This window comes from Rhodococcus sp. JVH1 (assembly GCF_000280725.2).
Classification (GTDB): domain Bacteria; phylum Actinomycetota; class Actinomycetes; order Mycobacteriales; family Mycobacteriaceae; genus Rhodococcus_F; species Rhodococcus_F jostii_A.
Genome location: NZ_CP166289.1, coordinates 1,337,716 through 1,359,258, shown reverse-complemented (window position 1 = coordinate 1,359,258; position 21,543 = coordinate 1,337,716). Strand labels below are relative to the sequence as shown.

Genomic DNA, 21,543 nt, shown 5'->3' with positions numbered 1-21,543 from the left:
AATCAAATACGGTACTGGGGCTAACTAACGAAGGGTTTCACGGTGGGGTCTGAACGCATGTCGAATCGAGCGCTGGGCCGGGCGACACTGGCCCGGCAATCGCTGCTGAGCCGCTCGGACACGTCCGCTCTCGACATGATCGAGCACCTCTGCGGGCTGCAGGCCCAGGCTCCGGCCCCGCCGTACTTCGCGTTGTGGGCGCGGCTAAGCCGATTCCGTGCCGAGTCGTTGTCGGACCTCATCGAGAACCACGCGGTGGTGCGGATCGTCGCGATGCGCGGCACGGTCTTCGCCCTGTCGGCCTCGGACGCGCTCTCGTTCCGTCCGCTCACGCAACCGCTGCTCGACCGCGACCTGCACACCAACACGCAGCACCGGTCCGGTCTCGACGGGATCGACCTCGGCGCCCTCGCCGCCGCGGGACGCGAACTGGTGCGCGACGAACCCCGCACGCAATCCCAGATGCGGCCCCTGCTCGAGGAGCGATTCCCCGGCCGTAACGGGGCCGCGCTCGCCCACGGGGTACGGGGACTGGTCCCGATGGTCCAGGTTCCACCGCGGGGGCTCTGGGGCAGGTCCGGGCAACCGGCGCTGTCGACGCTGGAGTCTTGGGTGGGTCGTCCACTGTCCGCCGCGCCGTCCATCGACACGATGCTGTTGCGCTACCTCGCCGCGTTCGGCCCGGCGAGCGCGCGGGACGCCCAGGCCTGGTCGGGACTGACCCGGCTCGGGGAGGTATTCGACCGGCTGCGGCCGGAACTCCGGGTGTTCCAGGGCGAAGCGGGACCGGAACTCTTCGACCTTCCCGACGCACCCCGGCCGGACCCGGGCACCCCCGCCCCCGTCCGCATCCTCGCGCCGTTCGACAACGTGCTGCTCTCGCACGCGGACCGCGGACGCCTCCTCGACGACGACGTGCGGAAGAAGGTCTTCACCCAGAACGGCATTATCAAACCTGCCGTCCTGGTGAACGGCAGGGTCGCGGCGTTCACCGCGACGGTGGTCGAGAAAGGCCGTGCGGTACTCGACGTGGAGCCGTTGGCGGCCATCGCGAAAACGCACCGCACCGCGATCGAGGCGGAGGGCAGGCGTCTGCTGAAGTTCGCGCACCCCGAGGCGCCCGAGCGCGTCGTGCGGTTCACGGGCTAGCCGGTTTGTGCCTGCGCGGTGCGAGGTGGCTGAGCTCGGCGATGATCTCGTCGTTCCAGACATGCTGGCGCACAAGGCGGTACCGCTCGCGCGCCACCCACAGGTAGGCCTCGGCGTCGGTGTGGTCGGGAAGCATCTCCGCGGCCCGCAGCATCCGGACCACCGGCAGGAACTCCTCACCGAACCAGCGCCGGGCCACGGTCTCACGGCTGAGGAATTCGCCCACCTCCTGCATGAGCCGGAAACCCCAGGCCTCGACGCTCTGGCTGATCTCGGCGTACTCCCAGGGATCGGTGACGGCCACCGCCGCCCGCTGGGGCCCGCTCAACGGAACCCGGGTGAGGAACAGGCGGCGGTGGTCCTTGATGACCAGGTCTCCGCGCTGCGCGATCCCGTCGGGGGAGATCTTGGTCTGGATTTCGGTGACGTAGGCGTCGATCGTGCTCCAGTGCATCGCGTACGCGATGGAGACGCGGTGGTGACCGTCGCTGACGAAGTGCATGGACCCGATCCGATACACCTGGATCGGCGGCACCGACTCGCCCCGGCGCTGCGCGGCCGCCAGTCTTTGCCAGCGCTCGCGCACCCGGGTGGACGTGGGCCGGAAGAACCGGTCGAAGTCGCGGGTCCGGTCGACGCTCCCGACGATGGAGTTGACCGGGATCACCTGCAGTCCGAGCGACCGTTCCCCGACCCGGCCGACGGCCGCGACCACCTCGTCGAACGGCAGGATCTCGTTGACGTCGTCCGGTTCGCGGCGCAGCCAGCTGACCAGCCGCGACAACTCGGCGCGACGACGCTGGCGGGTGAAATCGTTCTCCGCATCGGCGGCGGGGAATCCGGTGTCACGTGCCATGCCGGCGCCTGACGATGGTGGGGTCGGCGCCCGGGGCCAGCTCCATCAGGGTGAATCCCACGGTGTTGATCACCGTCGTCGGGCCGAGTGTGTGGTCCTCGGCCGCCCGGCCGTACGGGTGGACGTGCCCGTGGATCATGACGCGGGCCTGCAACCTGCCCGCCAGGGTCTCGAAGCATTCGAAACCCCGGTGCGGTGGATCCTCCTGGTCGCCCACTCCGCGCGGCGGGCTGTGCGTGAGCAGCACGTCGACCCCGGACACACCCGAGCGGCGCGCATGCCACGCACTCGTCAGCGCCAGGTTGCGCGCCCGCCGCCGCTGCTGCCGCTCGGTCCACTGATTAGGGCCGTCGTTGTAGCGGATCGATCCACCCAGGCCGGCGATGCGCAGGCCCGCGATGCGCACGATCCGGCCGTCCGCGTTGACCGCGCCGCAGGGTCCCGGCCACGCCGAGGGCAGACCCGCCCGCATCCACCCGACACGTCCCGCGGAGTAGCCGGACAGGTCGGCGTCGTGGTTGCCCGGCACGAAGACGCACGGCGCGTCGAGCGCGTCGATCAGATATTCCAGGTAGTCGAACGGGAGATCGCCCGCACCGAGGATCAGGTCGACATCCATGGCACGCACCTGCGAACTCCACAGCGACTCGATCGTCTCGTCGGACACTGCGAGTACCGAGACCATGCTCCGACGCTACCGGCTCGCGAGGCCGGAGGACGGGTGAGCGGCTTCGGTGGTTTGATTGCGGGGTGACTGACAGCGTTGTGGCCTCCGTTCGCGCGCACCTGCTGGGGCAGATCGGGGGCCCGGAGCCGACTGCGGCATCGGTGACGTTCCTGGGCGTCGAGCCGCTGGACGTGCTGCGGTTCGCGCCCGACGACGCGGGACTGGTGCGCTACGTGACCCTGGGGTGCTCCCGGCACCCGATGGGCGACCCCGGCGAACTGGTGGCCGACCCGCTCCGTGGCCCCCGCGCCGAACTGATCCTCACCCTGCGCGGCGGGGCCGGGGTGGCATCGGGAGTGGCGCGGACCCTCGCGGTCCTGGCGGCGGCGCCGTCGGTGGAAGGGGTAGTTCTCGTCGAGGACGCGCTGCTCGACCTGGGTGAGCCGCTGTGGAAGGACGCACCGTTCACCGCCGTGCTACTCGGTGAATCGACCGTCCCGGACCTCCCGCTGCCCGAGCCCGCGGAGGCCGTCCGGTTCCTCGCTGTCGTGCCGCTCACCGGCACCGAAGCGGCGTGGGTCCGGCTGCGCGGCGCCGGCGCACTGCGCGACGCCTGGACGGAGGCGGGCATCGACGTCCGCGATCCGAACCGCGGTGCCGCGTCCCTCTAGAGCCAGTGGTTCCGGCGGAACGTGACGAACAGGGCCACCGTCACCGACGCGATCACGAACACCACGCCGTGATAGCCGTACTGCCAATGCAATTCGGGCATGTTGTCGAAGTTCATGCCGTAGATGCCCGCGATCATCGTCGGCACGGCCGCGATGGCCACCCACGCCGAGATCTTGCGCATGTCGGTGTTCTGCTGCACGGCGATCTTGGCGAGGGCGGCGTCGACGAGTGAGCTGAGGACCTCGTCGTATTCGGCGATCCGCTCGGCGACGGTGGTGTGGTGGTCGAGGACGTCGCGGAAGTAGCGGCGGATCTCCTTCGGCACCGGATTGCCCGGTGCCCGCGTCAGCCGCAGCAGCGGATTGGACAGCGGGTTCACCGATTTGCGGAGTTCGACGATCTCGCGCTTGAGGAGGTAGATGTGTTCGACCGCCACGCTGCTGCGCGGGCTGAACACCGCCTCCTCCATGCCGTCGACGTCCTCTTCGATGGCCTGGGTGACTTCGAGGTAGGTGTCCACCACGTGGTCCGCGACCGCGTGCAGCACCGCGTACGGGCCCAGGGCGAGCCGCTCCTGGTTCGCCTCCAGCGCATGCCGGACGTTCGCGAGCGGGGAATGGTCACCGTGCCGGACGGTGATGACGAAGTCGGCGCCCACGAACACCATGATCTCGCCGGTCTCCACGATCTCGCTGGCCGTCGCCACCGATTCGTGAGGCACATAGTTGACCGTCCGCAGCACCAGGAACAACACGTCGTCGTAGCGTTCCAGCTTCGGCCGCTGGTGGGCGTGGACGGCGTCCTCGACCATCAACTCGTGCAGCCCGAACGTCTCGGCCACGCTCTCCATCTGCCCCTCGTCGGGGGCGAGCAACCCGACCCACACGAACCCTCGGCCCCGCTTGCGGACCTCGGCCATCGCGGCCTGGTGCGTGTACTTTCCGGGGAGCCTCGTGCCGTCGACGTACACGCCGCAGTCCACGATGGCGCGCGCGGTCGGGATGCGGATCCTGGGGCCCGGGTCCTTGCCTCCGTTGCGCTGATCCTTGTCGCTGCCACGCTTGGGGAGCGAGGGCACAGACGGCACGGGGCCCTCCCTTTCACCGTCGAGTCGGAAACGCTGCTGGTGAATCGTACGTCAGCACCCGCTCCGGACCGGCGGCGTCGCCCGACACGCCAGGCTTCCGGGCCGCACGCTCGGACCCCGTGCCGCGACACCTGACAGACTGGTCTGGTGCTCATCGATCTCCACACCCATTCGACGGCCTCCGACGGAACCGACAGCCCGGCGGACCTGGTGCGTGCCGCGGGGGCAGCAGGACTCGACATCGTGGCGATCACCGATCACGACACGACCGCGGGGTGGGCCGAAGCGGTCGCGGCGTTGCCTGCGGGGCTCGCGCTCGTGCGGGGCATGGAGATGTCCTGCGAGGGGCGAGGTGAGGACGGACGTCCGGTTGCGGTGCATCTCCTCGCCTACCTGTTCGATCCCGCGCACGCGGCGTTCGCACGCGAGCGGGAACGGTTGCGGACCGAGCGGATCGTGCGGATCCGCGCCATGGCGGAGTTGATGATGGAGGACGGTCTGCCCATCGACGCCGACGAGGTGCTCGCGGAAGCGGGACCCGCGGCGGGACGCCCGCACCTGGCGAGGGCCCTGATGCGCGCCGGAGTGGTCGGCAGCGTCGGTGAGGCGTTCGTGGATCTGCTGGCCCCCCGCGGCCGGTACTTCGTCGACAAGTCCGATACGCCCCTCGACGACGCCGTACAACTGGTGGCGGAGGCCGGGGGAGTGAGCATCCTCGCCCACGGACGGGCCCGCACGAGGGGGCGGCTGCTGTCGCTCGATCATGTCCGCGACCTGGCGGGAGCGGGTTTGCACGGGCTCGAGGTGCACCACCCCGACCACTCGTCGGACGACGCTCGGGTACTGCAGGAACTGGCCGACGAGCTCGGTCTGGTCGTCACCGGCTCCTCCGATTACCACGGCACGAACAAGGCCATCCGGCTCGGCGAGTTCACGACGGACGCCGACGAATTCGACACCCTCGTCTCGAAAGCATCCGGCGTACAGGTGGTCTCGGCATGAACACGCACGAGTTCGAGCGGTACGACCCCTACGGTCCCACCCTCCCGAGGACGGTGACGGCCACCGAACCGCGTCGCAGCCCTCTCGTCGTCCGCGCGCTGCGCGCCCTCAGCGGGGCCGTCGCCGCCGGGGTGGTGATCCTCTGCCTCGTCGTGATCGGCTCCGCCTACGTGGGCGGCGGCCGGGGCTTCCCCGGCCCGGGGGCGATCTCCATCACCGCGCACGTGGTCGCGTCCGTGTTCGTGATCGTGGCGCAGCGGATTGCGGACCGCCGCGACGGTCTCGTCGCCGTGGTCGCATCCGTCGCCGTCCTCGCGGCGGCGGCGCTTCTGCTGGCTACCCAGTGGTGGGGTTGACGGACGCTCGGCGCGTTATGTGAAACCGGCTCTCACAGTGACCCATCGGTAACTTATTCTCACAGGTAGAGGCCAGAAAACGTGAGACATCTGACTGTCGTGGCAATTTGATTGTGCATCGATATTCGTGCCAGACTTAGCACCACTCCGACGTCGGCGCCACCGCCCTTCGGCGGGGGTTTATGGCAGTGTTGCCAGGGCTCACCCGCCCGTGCCATGACGCTTCGGACGTTCTGCGGCCATCGTGATCGCGCACCCCGGAAGCTTCACCCTCAGTTGTCGTTCGTGGAGTAACTGTGAGGATCAGCGCCGATCCTTACGGTTACTTCTCAGTAACCCGGCCCCGAGTGAGCCTGGACTTAGCAGGAGTGTCATCGTGTCCATCGTGTCCGAACCCACCACACCGCAGAAGGTCGAGCTGACCGACGAGGAGATCTTCGCCGGCCACATCGGGGGAAAGCTCTCGGTTGAGACCACGACCGCCCTCGATACGCAGCGCGCCCTGTCCATCGCCTACACGCCCGGCGTCGCGCAGGTCTCCCGCGCCATCGCCGCCGACGAAACCCTCGCCGACCGCTACACCTGGACCAGCCGCCTGGTGGTCGTCGTCTCCGACGGCTCCGCGGTACTCGGCCTCGGCGACATCGGCCCCCGCGCCTCCCTTCCCGTAATGGAGGGCAAGTCCGCCCTGTTCAAGAACTTCGCGGGCCTGAACTCGATCCCGCTGGTCCTCGACACCAAGGACCCCGACGAGATCGTCGAAACCCTGATCCGGCTGCGCCCGAGCTTCGGTGCGGTCAACTTGGAGGACATCTCCGCGCCGCGCTGCTTCGAGATCGAAAAGCGGGTCATCGAGGCCCTGGACTGCCCGGTCATGCACGACGACCAGCACGGCACCGCCATCGTCGTCCTGGCCGCCCTCAAGGGTGCGGTCAAGGTCCAGGACCGCGACATCCACCAGCTGCGGGTGGTCATCTCCGGTGCCGGCGCCGCCGGTGTGGCCTGCGCGAACATCCTGCTCGCCGCCGGGATCGCCGATGTGACGGTGCTCGACTCGAAGGGCATCGTCTCCAAGGATCGGCAGGACCTGAACGAGGTCAAGGTGGATCTGGCCGCACGCACCAACCCGGCCGGCCGCCGCGGCGGCATCGTCGAAGCCCTCGACGGGGCGGATGTGTTCCTCGGGGTGTCCGCCGGCACGGTGCCGGAGGAGCTGATCGCGACGATGGCGGAGGGCTCGATCGTGTTCGCGTTGTCGAACCCGGACCCGGAGATCCACCCGGACGTCGCCCGTAAGCATGCGGCGATCGTGGCGACCGGACGCTCGGATTTCCCGAATCAGATCAACAATGTGCTGGCCTTCCCCGGTGTGTTCCGTGGTGCGCTCGATGCCGGTGCCCGCCGGATCACCGAAGGTATGAAGCTCGCCGCCGCCGAGGCAATCCTCTCGGTCGTCGGTGACGAGTTGGCTGTAGACAAGATCGTTCCCAGCCCGCTCGATCCTCGCGTCGCCCCCGCTGTCGCGGAGGCAGTCGCCGCCGCTGCCCGTGCAGAAGGCGTCACCGACTAGCGAGAATCCGTCGAGCACCCCGATCCAGAACCCGCACCCACGGTTCCGGTGTCGGGGTGTTTGCCGTTGGGTGACGTGTTCGCTACGACGCGCGTTCGGCGATCTGTTCGGCGCTCGGGTTGCGGCGCAGGCGGCCGGTTCCGGGAACGGACGCCCACACCGCCAGCGCGAGCAGGCCGTCCACGACCAGTGCGAGGATCGTCACGAGCAGCGCACCGACGAGCACCCTGTCGTACTGGCGCAGGGCCAATCCGTCGAAGATGTAGCGGCCCAGGCCGCCGAGGTTGACGTACGCAGCAACCGTTGCGGTCGCGATGATCTGCAGGGTGGCGTTGCGCAGCCCGCCGAGCATGAGCGGCAGCGCATTCGGGGCCTCGACACGTGTGAGGACCTGCCACTCGGTCATTCCCATCGCGCGGGCGGCGTCCACGACCGTCCGGTCGACGTTCGCGACACCCGCGTACGTGCCCGCGAGTACCGGCGGGATTCCGAGGATCACCAGGGCGAGGATCGGCGGGATGAGACCCAGTCCGAGCAGCAGCACCAGGAACGTCAGCAGACCCAGTGTCGGCAGCGACCGGAGCGCGTTGACGAGACCGACCACGACCACGTCACCCTTGCGCAGATGCCCGATGATCAGTCCGATCGGCACCGCGACCACGGCGGACAGTGCGACCGCCAGGAAGCTGTACCAGAGGTGTTCGAGGATGCGGGCGCCGATTCCGGTGCTGCCCGACCAGTTTCCCGGATCGACGATGTACTCCCATGCGCCGCCGAAGATGTTCACGAAGCCTCCCCTGCGGCCGGGGCCGCCGACTGTCCCGCGACCAGCGGCGTGCGCCGGACCTTCTGCTGCCGGGTCCACGGTGTCAGTGCCCGGCCGACCAGGAACAGCAGCAGGTCGAACGCGAGGGCCAGAACGACGATCGCGATGATCCCGGCGAGAATCTGGTCCGGATAGTCTCGCTGGTAGCCCTGGGTGAACAGCGTGCCGAGACCGCCGATCCCGATCAGCGAACCCACCGACACCAGTGAGATGTTGGTCACCGCCACCACTCGCACGTTCGCGACGAGAACGGGTAGCGCGAGGGGCAATTCGACGGTCAGGGCCCGGCGGAGCCGGGTGAAACCCATCGCGGTGGCGGAGTCGACGACGTCGGCGGGAACGGAGTCGAGGGCCTCGGGCACGGCGCGGATGAGCAGGGCAGTGGAGTAGATCGTCAGCGCGATCACCACATTGAGCGGGTCCAGGATCTGCAGTCCGACGACGGAGGGGATCGTCACGAACAACGCCAGCGACGGGATCGTGAACGCGATACCCGCGACGATCAGCGTGATCTTCCGCAGCCAGGACGCACCCCGGATCGCGGTCCCGACCGGGACCGCGATGAGTAACCCGATCAGCAGCGGAACCAGTGCGAGATAGAGATGGGTCTTCGTCAGGTCGACGACGACCGAGAAATTGTCGATGAGCCATCGCATGGGATCACGGCCCGTCCGGGGTTGCCGGTTGGGCAGTGAAGTAGTGCTCACCCCTCGCGCGATCCTCGGCTGCCCGCTGCTCGGCCAGCTTCGCGATCACCTCGGAGCCGAGGATACCGCCGGTGACCGCGCCGTCGGCGTCGACGGCCACTCCGATGCCCGACGGTGAGGAGATGGCCGCGTCCAGGGCCTGCCGCAGGTCGGCACCGGGGGAGAAGAGTGACCCGCCCGCCGCCGTGCACTCGGAGACGGGCCGTCCGGCCCGCGCCCCCTCGACGCCGGTGACATCGATCCACCCCCGCGGAACGCCCGCGTCCGTGACGACCAGGACCCATTCACCCTGTTCGAGCCGGAGCCCGGACAACTCCTTCTCGGTCGCCGTCCGGATGGTGTGCAGCGGAACCTGATCTGCCGTCCGGAACGACAGTCCGCGGTACCCGCGGTCGCGTCCCACGAACGAGGCGACGAAATCGGTGGCCGGCGCGGACAGCACCGTGTCGGGCGCGTCGTACTGCTGCAACCGGCCACCCGGCCCGAAGACGGCCACTCGGTCGCCGAGTTTGACGGCCTCGTCGATGTCGTGGGTGACGAACACGATCGTCTTGCGCATCTCGGCCTGCAGGCGCTGCATCTCGGCCTGCAGGTCTTCGCGGACAACGGGATCGACCGCGCTGAACGGCTCGTCCATCAGCAGGATCGGCGGGTCGGCGGCCAGCGCCCGCGCGACCCCAACGCGTTGCTGCTGCCCGCCGGACAGTTGCCCGGGATAGCGGGACGCCAGCGCCGGGTCGAGTCCGACGCGTTCGAGCACCGCCAACGCGGCCTTGCGGGCGTTGCGTCGTGAGTCGCCGCGCAGCACCGGCACGGTCGCGACGTTGTCGACCACCGTGCGGTGCGGCAGCAGTCCCGCGCTCTGGATGACGTAGCCGATGCCGAGTCGGAGCTTCACCGCGTCGGTCTGGGCGATGTCGCGGCCGTCGACCGTGATCGTTCCCGCGGTCGGGGTGATCATCCGGTTGATCATCCGCATCGACGTGGTCTTGCCGCAGCCGGACGGCCCGACGAAGACGGTGAACGATTCGGCGTCGATCTCCAGGCCGAGGTTGTCGACCGCCGTCGTGCCGTCCGGGTACTGCTTGGTGACTCCCGAGAATGTGATCACGGCAGGCTCCTCACGAGACCGGCTTGTCGAGCCCCTGGTCCGTCACCCACTGCTTGGCGGCCGCGGCCGGCTCGGTTTTCGCGTCACCCGACACGGAATCGTTGAGCGCGACAAGCTCTTCGGTGGTCAGCTTCGCCGACAGTGCGTCGAGCGCCCGGGTCAGCTTGTCGGAGGACTTGGTGGCGCGCACCACCGGCACGACGTTCTGCGCCGCGAAGTTGTTCTGCGGATCCGCGAGCACCACGAAACCGTTCTGCGCGATCGCCGGGGACGTCGTGAAGATGTCGGCGGCCGTGATCTGTCCCGATGCGAGGGCGTCCACCGTGGCGGGACCGCCGCCGTCGGCGATCGGGACGAAGTTGTCGGCCGTGATGTCGAGGCCGTACTTGGCCTTCAGGCCGGGGAGGCCACCGGGACGTTCCTGGAATTCGGCGGGCGCACCGAACTTCACCTCGTTCGAGTGCGCCGCGAGATCCGCGATGGAGGTGAGATTCCAGCGCTGCGCCGTCTCCTTCGTGACGACGACGGCGTCCTTGTCCTCGGCCGGGGCCGGTGTGGTGATCGTCAGTTCCGAGCCCAGCGCGGCAGGCAGCGCGGCATCCACGTCGGCAGCGCTCGTGGCCGTCGAATCCGGGTCGAGGTACTGCAGCAGGTTGCCCGTGTAATCGGGGATGACGTCGATCGACCCGTCCTTCAGCGCGGGAATGTAGGCCTCACGGCTGCCGATGTTGAACTTCGTCGTCACGTCGAACCCGTTGGCGCGGAGCACCTCGGTGTAGATGTTCGCGACCGTCTCCGATTCGGGGAAGTTCGCGGATCCCACGATGATCGTGTTGGGGTCGTCACCCGATCCCTCGCCGCCGGCGGACAGGGGGTCGGATCCGCCGCCACCGCACGCCGCGAGCGACACGACGGCGACCGTCGCGAGAGCGATGCTGCCAACGGAGCGGCGGGTGAAGCCCGACAGAATTCGTGAGGTGCGCATGAGCGTCCTTCCCGTTGTCACCGGCGCCGGGCCTGCCGACGGGAACCGGTGGACGCGTGTCCGCGCCATCGGTTGGCCAGTGTAACGATAGGGGCGGACAGAGCACGGTTTTCGACCAGCTCGAGGTAAACGAAAGGCGCGACGTGGCACATACACGCACAGACGGATCGGCCGGGCGCCCAGCGGCGTGGTCCCGGGCACTGATCGCCGCGTCCGCGCTGCTACTGGTCGCGGGGGCGGCGTCGGGATGCGCAGGCGGTGACACGACCCTCGACGGTTCCGCGGCGCAGGGGCGGGGCGAGATCGTGGTGGGTGCGGGTGACGGAGCGGAGAGCCGGATCCTGGCCGAAATCTACGCGGGTGCCCTGCGTTCGACCGGGGCGCCGGTCACCACCGACGGGGGACTCGGTGACCGGACCGCGTACCTCGGACAGCTCGATGCCGGAAACGTCACGCTGGTGCCGGAGTTCACGGGCCGGTTGCTGCGCTACTACGACCCCGAATCGACGGAGACGGAACAGGACGATGTGTTCGAGGCGTTGAGCAAGGCTCTGCCGCAGGGGCTTTCGATCTCCGACTACGCGGCCGCCGAGGACAGGTCGGCGCTGGCCGTGACCTCGCAGACGTCGGGGCAGCTGGATCTCACCACCCTGGACGAACTCGCTCCCTCGTGCAGTAGAAGTACGGCCGTGCTCGCCCCGGCGTTCGAGGCCGACGCGCTTCCCGACCTCACCGGCTGCACGTTCGCGCAGACCCGGACAGTGGCCGACGACGCGGCCGTCGTCGGCGAACTCGCCGCCCCGGCATCGACGGACGGAGCCGTGCGGGTGGCCGGGGTGACCACCGCGTCACCGGACGTCTCGGACGCAGATCTGGTGCTGCTGGCGGACGACGAGCACGTGTTCACCGCACAGAACGTGGTGCCGCTGTTCCGGATCGGAACTCTCACCGAAGCCCAGCTGAAGGCACTGAACGTCGTGGCGGGTGAGTTGACGACCGCGGACCTGGCCGACATGATCGGCCAGGTCCGCGGTGGTGCCGATTCAGCCGACGTGGCGCGGGTGTGGTTCGACGCTCATCTGTGAATCCAGGAACGCCCCGAGTTCGGCGACCGCATCCGCGGCCTCGCGGACCAGGGACGCCTGCAGGTGGGCGACGTGCCACAGCCGGGCGTACTCGGTGAGTGTGACGTCCACGTCCGACTCGTTCAGCTTGTCGACGAACTCCATGATCTGCGGGTAGAGCACCTCGTCCACCCCGACGTGGATCAGCGTCGGCGGCAGTCCCGCCAGATTTCCGTGCAGCGGTGCGTAACCCGGATCGTGCGCGTCCCCGTTGCCCAGGTACTTCTCGGCGGCGTCGAACGACCACGCCGTGTTGAGCACGAGATCCCGGTCGCGGGACGTGTCGCGCCTGCCGGGATCGACCCACGGAGCGATCAGCGCCAACGCGGCCGGAGTCACACCGTGCCGGTCGATCAGGCGGCGCGCCGTGGCGACCGCGAGGCCACCGCCCGCCGAATCGCCGGCGATGGCGAGTTGCTCTGTCTCGTAACCGTGTTCGGTGTTCAGCTCCATGTATGCCGCGACCGCGTCCTCGAGCCCGGCCGGGAACGGATGCTCCGGGGCCAGCCGGTAGTCGAGGGTGTAGACGACGCTGCCGGATTCCCTGGCGATGTGAGCGGCCAGCGAACGGTGCGTGGCGAGCGAACCGATCGTGTACGCCCCGCCGTGCAGATAGAGCACCGCGGTCCGGCGTTCGGTGGGTCCCAACGTGATTCGCTCCGCCGGCCGCCCGGCCAGCGAGGTCGGGCGGACGACGGCACCTGCGGGCACCCGCTGCAATGGAGCGCCGAGGTCGAGGAGCGCCCGCTGCACGGTGTACGGAAGCCGGGCGTTGAGGCTGAGCCGGTAGAACGGCCGGAGGGCCGTCGCGACGACCGGCAGCGGCAGGTGGAAGCTCATCGGTACCTCAGTTCGACTTCGGGAGGACTCGTCCGGCGACGAGGGCGACCACACGCTGGTAGCTGGGTCCGACGAGCCGCACCCAGGCGTCGAGGAACTTGGCGTCGGCACCGATCAGGACGCGCGGCTTGCTCTTGCGGACACCGTTCACGATGGTCTCGGCAGCCGCCTCCGGCGTGGTGCGTGCAAGCTTCTGGTCGAAGAACTTCGCGAACGTGTCGAGGTCCTCACCCGGTCCCGCGGTGGCGTTGCGGGCAATGGCCGTCTTGATGCCACCGGGGTGCACACACGTCACCTTCACGGGGTGCTTGGCGATCAGCATCTCCTGGCGCAGCGACTCGGTGAAACCGCGCACCGCGAACTTCGCCGAGTTGTACGCGCTCTGACCCGGCATGGACAGTAGACCGAAGAGGCTCGAGACGTTCACGACGTGGCCGTCGCCCGACGCGATGAGATGCGGCAGGAAGGCCTTGGTGCCGTTGACGACTCCCCAGAAGTCCACGTCCATGATCCTCTCGATGTCCTTGAACTCGGACTTCTCGAACTCACCGTGGTAGGCGATGCCGGCGTTGTTGTACACCTGGTTGATCTTGCCGAAGTGCGCCCGCACCTCGTCGGCGTACGCGAGCACCGCCTCGCGCTGGGTGACGTCCAGGTGATCGGCCTTGACCTCGGCTCCCAGCGCCTCGGCCTGGCGTGCCGTCTCGGCGAGCCCGACCGTGTCCATGTCCGAGATCGCCAGCCTGGCACCCCGGCCCGCCAGGTTGAGGGCGAGTGCCCTGCCGATACCGGAACCGGCTCCGGTGATCACGACTACCTTGCCTGCGAACTCGCTCACTGTGCTGTCACCTTGTCGTCGTCGAGGTCGATCTGTGCCGGGATGGCGGCGGGGCCGGGGGTCTTGCCGTTCACGTGCACGGGTGCAGGTAGATCGGCGGTGGCCACGCTGTCGTACGCGGTGAGGTCGAAGCGCTTCGTCTCGTTCCGGAACTGGAACGTGAAGCCCGGCCACAGCGTGGTGTTGTTGCCGTGCTTGTCGAGGTACCAACTCGCGCACCCACCGTTGTTCCAGACGCTGTGCGACAGCTTCTCCTGGAGTTCGGCGTTGTAGCGGTCCTGGGCGTCCTGGCGGACCTCGATCTTGCCGATGTCGTACTTGTCGAGCGTCTGCAGGGCGTCGACGAGGTAGTTGAGCTGCGACTCGATCATGAAGACCATCGAGGTGTGGCCCAGACCCGTGTTCGGGCCCACCAGGAAGAACATGTTGGGGAAGTTCGCGATCGCGGCGCCCTTGTAGCCCTGCTGTCCGCCTTCGTCGAAGACGTCGGCGAGCGAGCGGCCGTCCTTGCCGAAGATGCCCTCGAACGTGGGGGAGTCGGTGACGTGGAAGCCGGTGGCGACGACGATGGCATCGACCTCGCGGACGGTGCCGTCCTTCGAGACCACCGAGTCGGCCGTGACCTCGGCGATGCCGTCGGTCACCAGGTCGACGTTGTCCTGCGCGAGGGTGGGGTAGTAGTTGTTCGAGATCAGCATCCGCTTGCAGCCGATCTGGAAGTTCGGCGTGACCTTCTTGCGTAGAGCCTTGTCCTTGATCTGGCGGCGCAGGTGGCGCTCGGCCGCGAACTGCAGCGGCTTCATGAAGACGGGGGCCTTCGCGAGTCCGACGACCTGGCTCTCGCGCATCCAGTAGATGCCGGTGCGGCACAGCTTCTGGAAGCCGGGGAGATACTTGAACGCGGTGTGCTCGAGCTTCGTGTACTCGCGGTCCGCCCGGGGCAGGATCCACGGCGCCGTGCGCTGGTACACGTCGAGGTGCGACACCTTCTTGCCGATGGCGGGCACGATCTGGATGGCCGAGGCGCCGGTGCCGATGACGGCGACGCGCTTGCCCGTCAGGTCGGCGTCGTGGTTCCAGCGGGCGGAGTGAAAGATCTCGCCCTCGAAGCCTTCGATGCCCTTGATGTCGGGGAGGGACGGCTCGCACAGTGCGCCGACCGCGGAGACGAGGACCTTGGCGACGAAGTTCCCCTTCGTGGTGGTGACCTCCCAGCGGGTGGTCGACTCGTTCCAGTGGGCGGACTGCACGTCACACCCGAAGAGGTGCTTGTCGCGCACCTTGTACTTGTCGGCCACCGACTGGATGTACTTCTGGATCTCGGGCTGCGTCGAGAACGACCGGGTCCACTCCGGGTTCAGCGCGAACGAGTAGGAGTACAGATGCGAGGGAACGTCGCACGCCGCGCCCGGGTACGTGTTGTCTCGCCAGGTACCGCCGACGTCGGACCCGCGTTCGAGCACGAGAAAATCGGTCTTGCCTGCCTGGGTCAGCTTGATCGCCGCGCCGAGGCCGGCGAACCCGCTGCCGATGATCAGCGTGTCGATGTGCCGGACACCTGCGGGTGGGGCGGAAGTATCTGTGACGGGGAGACTCATGTAAGAAACCATAGGGCGCTATTGAGGGGCAGTCAATAGCCTATTGACCTTCATTCAGTAGTCCTGTCTCATGGACGTCGTGAAGCGGACCCGTCTCAGCCCCGAACAACGGCGCGCGCAACTGATCGACCTCGGCGCGAAGATGCTGGCGCAGCGCCCGCTCGAGCAGATCTCCGTCGAGGACATCGCCGACCAGGCGGGCGTCTCCCGCGGACTGCTGTTCCACTACTTCGCGTCCAAGCACGACTTCCACCTCGAGATCGTGCGGCACACCAGCAGCGAGATGCTCGCCCGCACCGCCCCCGCCCCCTACATCGGGGATGCGCGGGATCCGATGCAGATCCTGCGCTCGGTCCTCGCGTCGTACGTCGACTACGTCAGCGAGAACCGTGGCACGTACGTGTCGCTCCTGCGGGGAACGGCGAGTGGCGACCCCGACATGCGCGCCGTCTTCGAGGAGACCCGGGCCGTGATGTCCGCACGGACCCTCGAACAACTGCCCGCGATCGGTGTCGAGCCCACCCGGGCGGTCGAACTCGCCGTCCGCGGCTGGATCGCCTACGTCGAGGAAGTCACCATCACCTGGCTGCGCGACCCACACCTGACCCGCGACGAACTGATAGAACTCAACGTCCAGGCCCTCCCCGCGCTCGCCATCGCCGCCGCACCCGAGATCGCCGCCGCGTTGATGTCGGCCACCACCACCTGACACCCCTAGTGCTCGGGGTACACCCGTAGTACCCGCGGATGACACCGATTTCGTTCCCCGGCGTGACGTGACGACGCATGCGATGTTTCCAGCGTTCTCGTCATGACCACCCTCGATCTCCGCTCCCGCATCGTCGCGTCCCGCCAGGTGCCGCTGGCGGTGATGGTCGCGGGCCATGGCGACGGTGTTCGCCGTGACCGGCATCATCGACGTCGGATTCATCGCCGTGCAGGCCGCGCGCGGAACGTTCAGCCACTTCAACACGTCCGACGACGCCGTCAACAGGATCGGCCAATACGTGTTCATGACCGGTGTCCCCGGCCTGTTCGTCGCGAACCTCGTGATCGCCCTGATCCTGCTGTTCCAGCGGGTTGGGGATCGTGCCCTCACCCGCGCCATCCATGCGGGCATGTTCCTGGCGGTGGCCGGCATGGCACTCGGGTACCTCATGGGACTTCAGGGCCGGCAGACCACGACCGACGCGAGCGGCCGAGTCGTCGAACTCGCCGCACGGCACAGCGTCGGCGTCACCGACGAGAATCCAGGACTGCCGGTGACCAACTGGAGCACGTCCGGCGGCGACCTCCGCATCCCGCACTTCGTCGGACTGCACGGCCTGCAGGTGATGCTGATCGGCACCCTCGTCCTGAGCGTCCTCTCGTCGCGGATTCCGTGGCTCCGCAGCGAGAAAACCCGAGCATCCCTGACGGCCGTGCTGGCGTTCGCCGACGCCGGGCCACTCGCCGTGCTCACGTGGCAGGCGTTCCGCCGTCAGCCGCTGATCCACCCCGACGCGCTCACCCTCACCGCCCTCGGCGGACTCCTCGCCGCCACCGCCACCGCCCTCGCGGTCCAGGTCGTGAGGTCGCGGGCGGAGGCGGGGCGGTAGTGGTCGGCCGGCCTAGAGATGCCGCAGGAAGCGGTCGGGTCCGTCGAGGAACGACCGCCAGTTGCGGACGAGGTCGAGCTGATTCCACTCGGGGTAGTCGATGCCCTCGTCGGTGAGTTCCCAGATCTCGGCGCCGGGCGCGGCGGCGAGCAGGGGAGAGTGCGTCGCCATGATCACCTGCGAACCCTCCTCGGCGAGATCCGCGATGACCCCGAGCAGCGCCAGGCAGGACTGGAACGACAGCGCGGCCTCCGGCTCGTCCAGAATCCACAGGCCCACCCCGATCGGACGGTCGGCGACGTACCGCAGGAACGACTGACCGTGCGAGAGCTGATTGAACGACGGATCGTCCTCGCGGGGACGTGACTCGTCGGCCGCACCGAACAGCGAATGCATCGACTCGGCACGCAGGAAACACCCGCCATACGGCTGCGGCCGGGCGCCGACACACGTGAGGTGAGTGCCGAGATCCGCGTCCTCGGGGCTGGAACCCGCCGACCACATTCGGTCCTGCGCCCCGTGGAACCCACCCTGCCAGGCCGCAGCGATCGACTCGACCAGCGTCGACTTCCCGACACCGTTCTCACCCACGATCACCGTGACCGGCCGCTCGAATGCCAGACCGTTGTCGCACAGTTCCGCCACCGCGGGCAGGTCCAGATACCACGAAGCCGGGTCGAATCCGCTCCGTGGAGTGAACTCGACCCGGCTCAGTGGCAGATCAGTCAATCAAACGCTCAGCTGAACGCTTCAGCCGAAGGCTTCATCGATGATCTCCTGCTGTTCCACAGCGTGCACCTTGCTCGAACCCGAGGACGGTGCCGACATCGAACGACGCGAGATGCGCTTGATCCCGGACAGCTTGTCGGGCAGCAACTCGGGCAGAGCGAGACCGAAGAACGGCCACGCACCCTGGTTGGCCGGCTCCTCCTGAACCCACCGGAACTCGGTGGCGTTCGGGTAGCGGTCCAGCGTCTCGCGGAGACGACGACTCGGAACCGGGTACAGCTGCTCGATGCGGACGATCGCGATGTCCTCGCGGTTGTCCTTCTGCTTCTTCGCCAGCAGCTCCCAGTACAGCTTGCCGCTGACGAGGAGGACACGACGCACCTTGTCGCGTTCGGCGTCGCCTGTCTCGTACGTGGGCTCCTCGAACACCGAGCGGAACTTGCCGGTGGTGAAGTCCTCGACGTCGGAGACCGCGGCCTTGTTCCGCAGCATCGACTTCGGTGTGAAGACGACCAGCGGGCGGCGGATTCCGTCGAGCGAATGACGACGCAGCAGGTGGAAGTAGCTGGCCGGGGTGGACGGCACGGCCACGGTCATCGAACCCTCGGCGCACAACTGCAGGAAGCGCTCGATACGACCGGACGTGTGGTCGGGACCCTGACCCTCGTGGCCGTGCGGCAGGAGCAGCACGACGTCGGACAACTGACCCCACTTGGCCTCACCGGACGAGATGAACTCGTCGATGATCGACTGCGCGCCGTTGACGAAGTCACCGAACTGCGCCTCCCACAGCACGAGCGCGTCCGGGTTGCCCACGGAGTAGCCGTACTCGAAGCCGACGGCGGCGAACTCACTGAGTGCGGAGTCGTAGACCAGGAACTTGCCGGGGTTCTCGCTGCCCAGGTTCTGCAGCGGGGTGTACTCGGCGCCCGTCTTGCGGTCGATGAGGACCGAGTGACGCTGCGTGAACGTGCCGCGCTTGGAATCCTGGCCGGACAGGCGAACCATCTTGCCCTGGTCGACCAGCGAACCGAATGCGAGCAGCTCGGCGAACGCCCAGTCGATCTTGCCCTCGCGAGACATTTCGCGGCGCTTCTCGATGACCGGCTTGACGCGCGGGTGCACCGTGAAGCCCTCGGGCACGTTGACGAACGCGTCGCCGATCCGCTCGAGCACCGACTCGTCGACGGACGTCTTCAACTTCGTGGGCAGCACCTGGTCGAGTTCGACCGACTCACTGGGCTCCGGCGTGTACTTCTCGAGTTCGCGAACCTCGTTGAACACCCGTTCCAGCTGGCCCTGGTAGTCGCGGAGTGCGTCTTCGGCTTCCTTCAGCGAGATGTCGCCGCGGCCGATCAGGGATTCGGTGTAGCTCTTACGCACGCTGCGCTTGGTGTCGATCACGTCGTACATCGCCGGCTGCGTCATCGACGGGTCGTCGCCCTCGTTGTGACCGCGACGGCGGTAGCAGATCATGTCGATGACGACGTCCTTCTGGAACTTCTCCCGGAAGTCGACAGCGAGCTGGGCGACCCAGACACAGGCCTCGGGGTCGTCGCCGTTCACGTGGAAGATCGGCGCGCCGATCATCTTCGCGACATCGGTGCAGTACTCGGACGAACGCGAGTACTCCGGGGCGGTGGTGAAACCGACCTGGTTGTTGACCACGATGTGCACGGTGCCACCGGTGCGGTACCCGCGCAGCAGTGCCAGGTTCAGCGTCTCGGCCACGACACCCTGACCGGCGAACGCGGCGTCGCCGTGCAGCATGAGCGGCAGGACGGTGAAGCCGTCCTCGCCCTTGTCGAGGATGTCCTGCTTCGCGCGGACCAGGCCCTCGAGGACCGGGTCGACCGCCTCGAGGTGCGACGGGTTGGCCGTCAGCGACACGGTGATGTCGTTGTCGCCGAACATCTGGATGTACGTGCCCTCGGCGCCGAGGTGGTACTTCACGTCGCCGGAGCCGTGGGCGGCCGCCGGGTTCATGTTGCCCTCGAACTCCGTGAAGATCTTCGAGTACGGCTTACCGACTATGTTCGCGAGAACGTTGAGGCGACCGCGGTGCGGCATGCCGATGACCACCTCGTCGAGCTGGTGCTCGGCGGCCTGGTCGATGACGGCATCCATCATCGGGATGACGGACTCGGCGCCCTCGAGGGAGAAGCGCTTCTGCCCGACGTACTTGGTCTGCAGGAACGTCTCGAACGCCTCGGCGGCGTTGAGCTTGCTCAGGATGTACTTCTGCTGAGCGACCGTGGGCTTGACGTGGTGCGCCTCGACCCGGTCCTGCAGCCACTGCTGCTGCTCCGGCTCCAGGATGTGCGTGTACTCGACACCGACGTGGCGGCAGTACGCGTCGCGCAGCACGCTGAGCACGTCGCGCAGCTTCATCTTCTCCTGGCCGTGGAAGCCGCCGACCTTGAACTCGCGGTCGAGATCCCACAGGGTCAGGTCGTGCGTGCGGACGTCCAGGTCCGGGTGGCTGCGGAACTTGTCCTTGACGAACTGCAGCGGATCCGTGTCGGCCATCAGGTGGCCACGGTTGCGGTACGCGGCGATCAGCTCGAGAACGCGGGTGTTCTTGTCGACGGCGCCTTCGGGCACGTCCTTGCGCCAGCGGACCGGCTCGTACGGGATGTGCAGCGCGTGGAAGATCTCGTCGTAGAACTCGTCGCTGATCAGCAGGTTGTGGATGGTCCGGAGGAAGTCGCCGGACTCGGCACCCTGGATGATGCGGTGGTCGTACGTCGAGGTCAGCGTCATGAGCTTGCCGACGCCGATCTCGGCGAGACGCTCGTCGCTCGCGCCCTGGAACTCGGCCGGGTACTCCATTGCGCCGGCACCGATGATGGCGCCCTGGCCGTTCATCAGACGCGGCACGGAGTGCACGGTGCCGATGCCGCCGGGGTTGGTCAGCGAGATCGTGACACCCGAGAAGTCCTCGGCGGTGAGCTTGCCGTCACGCGCGCGCCGGACGATGTCCTCGTAGGCGCTGTAGAACTGCGTGAAGTTGTGGGTGTCGGTGTTCTTGATCGCGGCGACGACGAGGGACCGGCTGCCGTCCTTGCCCGGCAGGTCGATGGCCAGACCGAGGTTGGTATGTGCGGGGGTGACCGCGTTGGGCTTGCCGTCGATCTCGGCGAAGTGCCGGTTCATGTTCGGGAACGCCTTGACCGCCTGCACGATCGCGTAACCCAGCAGGTGCGTGAACGAGATCTTGCCGCCGCGGGTACGGGCGAGGTGGTTGTTGATGACGATCCGGTTGTCGAACATCAGCTTCGCAGGGATGGCGCGAACGCTGGTGGCGGTCGGAATGGCCAGCGAGGCCGACATGTTCTTGGCGACGGCAGCAGCTGCGCCGCGGAGAACCTTCGACTCTTCTACTGCAGGAGCGGGAGCGGACGCCTTCGCGTCCGTCGCCGCGGTCTCCTTCGCGGGTGCGGCCTTCTTGGGGGCCTCGGTCTTCGGGGCAGCAGCCTTCGGAGCTGCACCGTTGGGTGCAGCCTTGGGCGCGGCGCCGTTGGCCGTCTTGGTCTGAGGCTTGGGTGCGGTCTCGGACTCGGGAACCGGGGGAGTCGCCGCCTTGGCGGAGGGAGCGGCAGCAGGTGCGGCGGTGGTGGTGCCGTTCGTGCCGTGTCCGTTGGCTGCGCCTGCCTTGGCGGCGGCGTCGGGAGAGTAATCCGTCAGGAATTCGTGCCAACTCGCGTCCACGGACGACGGATCGTCCTGGAAACGCTGGTACATCTCGTCAACCAACCACTGGTTCTGTCCGAACTGGGATGTAGAGCTGCTGCTCACGGCAGGTGTTCGCCTCGTTTCTATTTCGGT

General features: G+C 67.8%; 20 protein-coding genes. 8 read left to right on the top strand and 12 right to left on the bottom strand.

What is annotated here, in order from left to right; all coding sequences use genetic code 11:
• The first annotated feature begins 42 nt into the window (after nt 1–42).
• A complete protein-coding gene (locus JVH1_RS06360; protein WP_009479231.1) occupies nt 43–1,149 on the top strand; it encodes a winged helix DNA-binding domain-containing protein in 1,107 nt (368 codons plus the stop codon).
• Here the strand turns inward: JVH1_RS06360 and JVH1_RS06355 are convergent.
• Together JVH1_RS06355 and JVH1_RS06350 are read right to left on the bottom strand one after the other, a co-directional pair.
• Nucleotides 1,139–2,005 (bottom strand): hypothetical protein, encoded by an 867-nt coding sequence (locus JVH1_RS06355; protein ID WP_009479232.1) that lies wholly within the window; start codon nt 2,003–2,005, stop codon nt 1,139–1,141. The two genes, JVH1_RS06360 and JVH1_RS06355, sit on opposite strands and share 11 nt — an antisense overlap.
• Nucleotides 1,995–2,690, bottom strand: coding sequence for a metallophosphoesterase (locus JVH1_RS06350; protein WP_009479233.1), 696 nt, complete (start codon nt 2,688–2,690; stop codon nt 1,995–1,997). Before JVH1_RS06350 ends, JVH1_RS06355 begins: the two co-directional genes overlap by 11 nt.
• A gap of 65 nt (nt 2,691–2,755) precedes the next feature.
• Between JVH1_RS06350 and JVH1_RS06345 the strand changes: the two genes are divergently transcribed.
• Nucleotides 2,756–3,343 (top strand): suppressor of fused domain protein, encoded by a 588-nt coding sequence (locus JVH1_RS06345; RefSeq protein WP_029539487.1) that lies wholly within the window; start codon nt 2,756–2,758, stop codon nt 3,341–3,343.
• Here JVH1_RS06345 and corA read toward each other — a convergent pair.
• Nucleotides 3,340–4,431 carry a magnesium/cobalt transporter CorA gene (gene corA, locus JVH1_RS06340; RefSeq protein WP_009479235.1) on the bottom strand — a complete coding sequence of 364 codons (1,092 nt, stop codon included), beginning with the start codon at nt 4,429–4,431 and terminating at the stop codon, nt 3,340–3,342. The genes JVH1_RS06345 and corA overlap by 4 nt on opposite strands.
• Before the next feature lie 147 nt (nt 4,432–4,578).
• Here corA and JVH1_RS06335 point away from each other — a divergent pair, with 147 nt between their 5' ends.
• The 3 genes from JVH1_RS06335 (at nt 4,579) to JVH1_RS06325 (ending at nt 7,359) form a co-directional block, all read left to right on the top strand.
• Nucleotides 4,579–5,433, top strand: coding sequence for a PHP domain-containing protein (locus tag JVH1_RS06335; RefSeq protein WP_009479236.1), 855 nt, complete (start codon nt 4,579–4,581; stop codon nt 5,431–5,433).
• Nucleotides 5,430–5,789, top strand: coding sequence for a hypothetical protein (locus JVH1_RS06330; protein ID WP_009479237.1), 360 nt, complete (start codon nt 5,430–5,432; stop codon nt 5,787–5,789). The genes JVH1_RS06335 and JVH1_RS06330 overlap by 4 nt, the downstream gene beginning before the upstream one ends.
• Before the next feature lie 376 nt (nt 5,790–6,165).
• Nucleotides 6,166–7,359, top strand: a complete 1,194-nt coding sequence (locus JVH1_RS06325) for an NADP-dependent malic enzyme (RefSeq protein WP_009479238.1) — start codon at nt 6,166–6,168, stop codon at nt 7,357–7,359.
• A gap of 82 nt (nt 7,360–7,441) precedes the next feature.
• Here JVH1_RS06325 and JVH1_RS06320 read toward each other — a convergent pair whose 3' ends face one another.
• From JVH1_RS06320 to JVH1_RS06305, 4 genes are read right to left on the bottom strand one after another with little or no spacing between them, the layout of a single operon-like run.
• On the bottom strand, nt 7,442–8,146 hold the full coding sequence (locus JVH1_RS06320) for an ABC transporter permease (protein WP_005253728.1): 705 nt from the start codon (nt 8,144–8,146) through the stop codon (nt 7,442–7,444).
• Complete coding sequence (locus tag JVH1_RS06315; protein ID WP_005239327.1) at nt 8,143–8,841, bottom strand: ABC transporter permease; 699 nt, start codon at nt 8,839–8,841, stop codon at nt 8,143–8,145. The genes JVH1_RS06320 and JVH1_RS06315 overlap by 4 nt, the downstream gene beginning before the upstream one ends.
• A gap of 4 nt (nt 8,842–8,845) precedes the next feature.
• Nucleotides 8,846–10,003, bottom strand: coding sequence for an ABC transporter ATP-binding protein (locus tag JVH1_RS06310; RefSeq protein ID WP_009479239.1), 1,158 nt, complete (start codon nt 10,001–10,003; stop codon nt 8,846–8,848).
• Between the two features lie 10 nt (nt 10,004–10,013).
• Nucleotides 10,014–10,988: an ABC transporter substrate-binding protein gene (locus JVH1_RS06305; RefSeq protein ID WP_009479240.1), complete on the bottom strand. Its 975-nt coding sequence runs from the start codon at nt 10,986–10,988 to the stop codon at nt 10,014–10,016.
• 143 nt (nt 10,989–11,131) lie between these two features.
• On the opposite strand from JVH1_RS06305, the gene JVH1_RS06300 reads away from it, so the two are divergent.
• The gene (locus JVH1_RS06300) at nt 11,132–12,073 is read left to right on the top strand and encodes an ABC transporter substrate-binding protein (RefSeq protein ID WP_009479241.1); all 942 of its coding nucleotides are present in this window, start codon (nt 11,132–11,134) and stop codon (nt 12,071–12,073) included.
• Here JVH1_RS06300 and JVH1_RS06295 read toward each other — a convergent pair.
• From JVH1_RS06295 to JVH1_RS06285, 3 genes are read right to left on the bottom strand one after another with little or no spacing between them, the layout of a single operon-like run.
• A complete protein-coding gene (locus JVH1_RS06295) occupies nt 12,032–12,952 on the bottom strand; it encodes an alpha/beta hydrolase (RefSeq protein WP_009479242.1) in 921 nt (306 codons plus the stop codon). The two genes, JVH1_RS06300 and JVH1_RS06295, sit on opposite strands and share 42 nt — an antisense overlap.
• Before the next feature lie 7 nt (nt 12,953–12,959).
• Nucleotides 12,960–13,790 carry an SDR family oxidoreductase gene (locus JVH1_RS06290; RefSeq protein WP_009479243.1) on the bottom strand — a complete coding sequence of 277 codons (831 nt, stop codon included), beginning with the start codon at nt 13,788–13,790 and terminating at the stop codon, nt 12,960–12,962.
• A complete protein-coding gene (locus JVH1_RS06285) occupies nt 13,787–15,388 on the bottom strand; it encodes an NAD(P)/FAD-dependent oxidoreductase (RefSeq protein WP_009479244.1) in 1,602 nt (533 codons plus the stop codon). The genes JVH1_RS06290 and JVH1_RS06285 overlap by 4 nt, the downstream gene beginning before the upstream one ends.
• A gap of 70 nt (nt 15,389–15,458) precedes the next feature.
• On the opposite strand from JVH1_RS06285, the gene JVH1_RS06280 reads away from it, so the two are divergent.
• Nucleotides 15,459–16,097, top strand: coding sequence for a TetR/AcrR family transcriptional regulator (locus JVH1_RS06280; RefSeq protein WP_009479245.1), 639 nt, complete (start codon nt 15,459–15,461; stop codon nt 16,095–16,097).
• A gap of 175 nt (nt 16,098–16,272) precedes the next feature.
• Nucleotides 16,273–16,986: a membrane protein gene (locus tag JVH1_RS06275; protein WP_009479246.1), complete on the top strand. Its 714-nt coding sequence runs from the start codon at nt 16,273–16,275 to the stop codon at nt 16,984–16,986.
• Nucleotides 16,987–16,998: 12 nt separating this feature from the next.
• Here the strand turns inward: JVH1_RS06275 and JVH1_RS06270 are convergent, their stop codons facing one another.
• Together JVH1_RS06270 and JVH1_RS06265 are read right to left on the bottom strand one after the other, a co-directional pair.
• Nucleotides 16,999–17,715 carry an AAA family ATPase gene (locus JVH1_RS06270; RefSeq protein WP_009479247.1) on the bottom strand — a complete coding sequence of 239 codons (717 nt, stop codon included), beginning with the start codon at nt 17,713–17,715 and terminating at the stop codon, nt 16,999–17,001.
• A 21-nt stretch (nt 17,716–17,736) separates the two neighbouring features.
• On the bottom strand, nt 17,737–21,513 hold the full coding sequence (locus tag JVH1_RS06265; protein WP_011598064.1) for a multifunctional oxoglutarate decarboxylase/oxoglutarate dehydrogenase thiamine pyrophosphate-binding subunit/dihydrolipoyllysine-residue succinyltransferase subunit: 3,777 nt from the start codon (nt 21,511–21,513) through the stop codon (nt 17,737–17,739).
• Nucleotides 21,514–21,543: the final 30 nt, after the last annotated feature.

Coding starts and splice junctions, on each gene's coding strand:
- JVH1_RS06285 (WP_009479244.1), bottom strand. CDS start 15,388: ATGAGTCTCCCCGTCACAGATACTTCCGCCCCACCCGCAGGTGTCCGG.
- JVH1_RS06295 (WP_009479242.1), bottom strand. CDS start 12,952: ATGAGCTTCCACCTGCCGCTGCCGGTCGTCGCGACGGCCCTCCGGCCG.
- JVH1_RS06275 (WP_009479246.1), top strand. CDS start 16,273: ATGGCGACGGTGTTCGCCGTGACCGGCATCATCGACGTCGGATTCATC.
- JVH1_RS06280 (WP_009479245.1), top strand. CDS start 15,459: ATGGACGTCGTGAAGCGGACCCGTCTCAGCCCCGAACAACGGCGCGCG.
- JVH1_RS06355 (WP_009479232.1), bottom strand. CDS start 2,005: ATGGCACGTGACACCGGATTCCCCGCCGCCGATGCGGAGAACGATTTC.
- JVH1_RS06315 (WP_005239327.1), bottom strand. CDS start 8,841: ATGCGATGGCTCATCGACAATTTCTCGGTCGTCGTCGACCTGACGAAG.
- JVH1_RS06305 (WP_009479240.1), bottom strand. CDS start 10,988: ATGCGCACCTCACGAATTCTGTCGGGCTTCACCCGCCGCTCCGTTGGC.
- JVH1_RS06350 (WP_009479233.1), bottom strand. CDS start 2,690: ATGGTCTCGGTACTCGCAGTGTCCGACGAGACGATCGAGTCGCTGTGG.
- JVH1_RS06330 (WP_009479237.1), top strand. CDS start 5,430: ATGAACACGCACGAGTTCGAGCGGTACGACCCCTACGGTCCCACCCTC.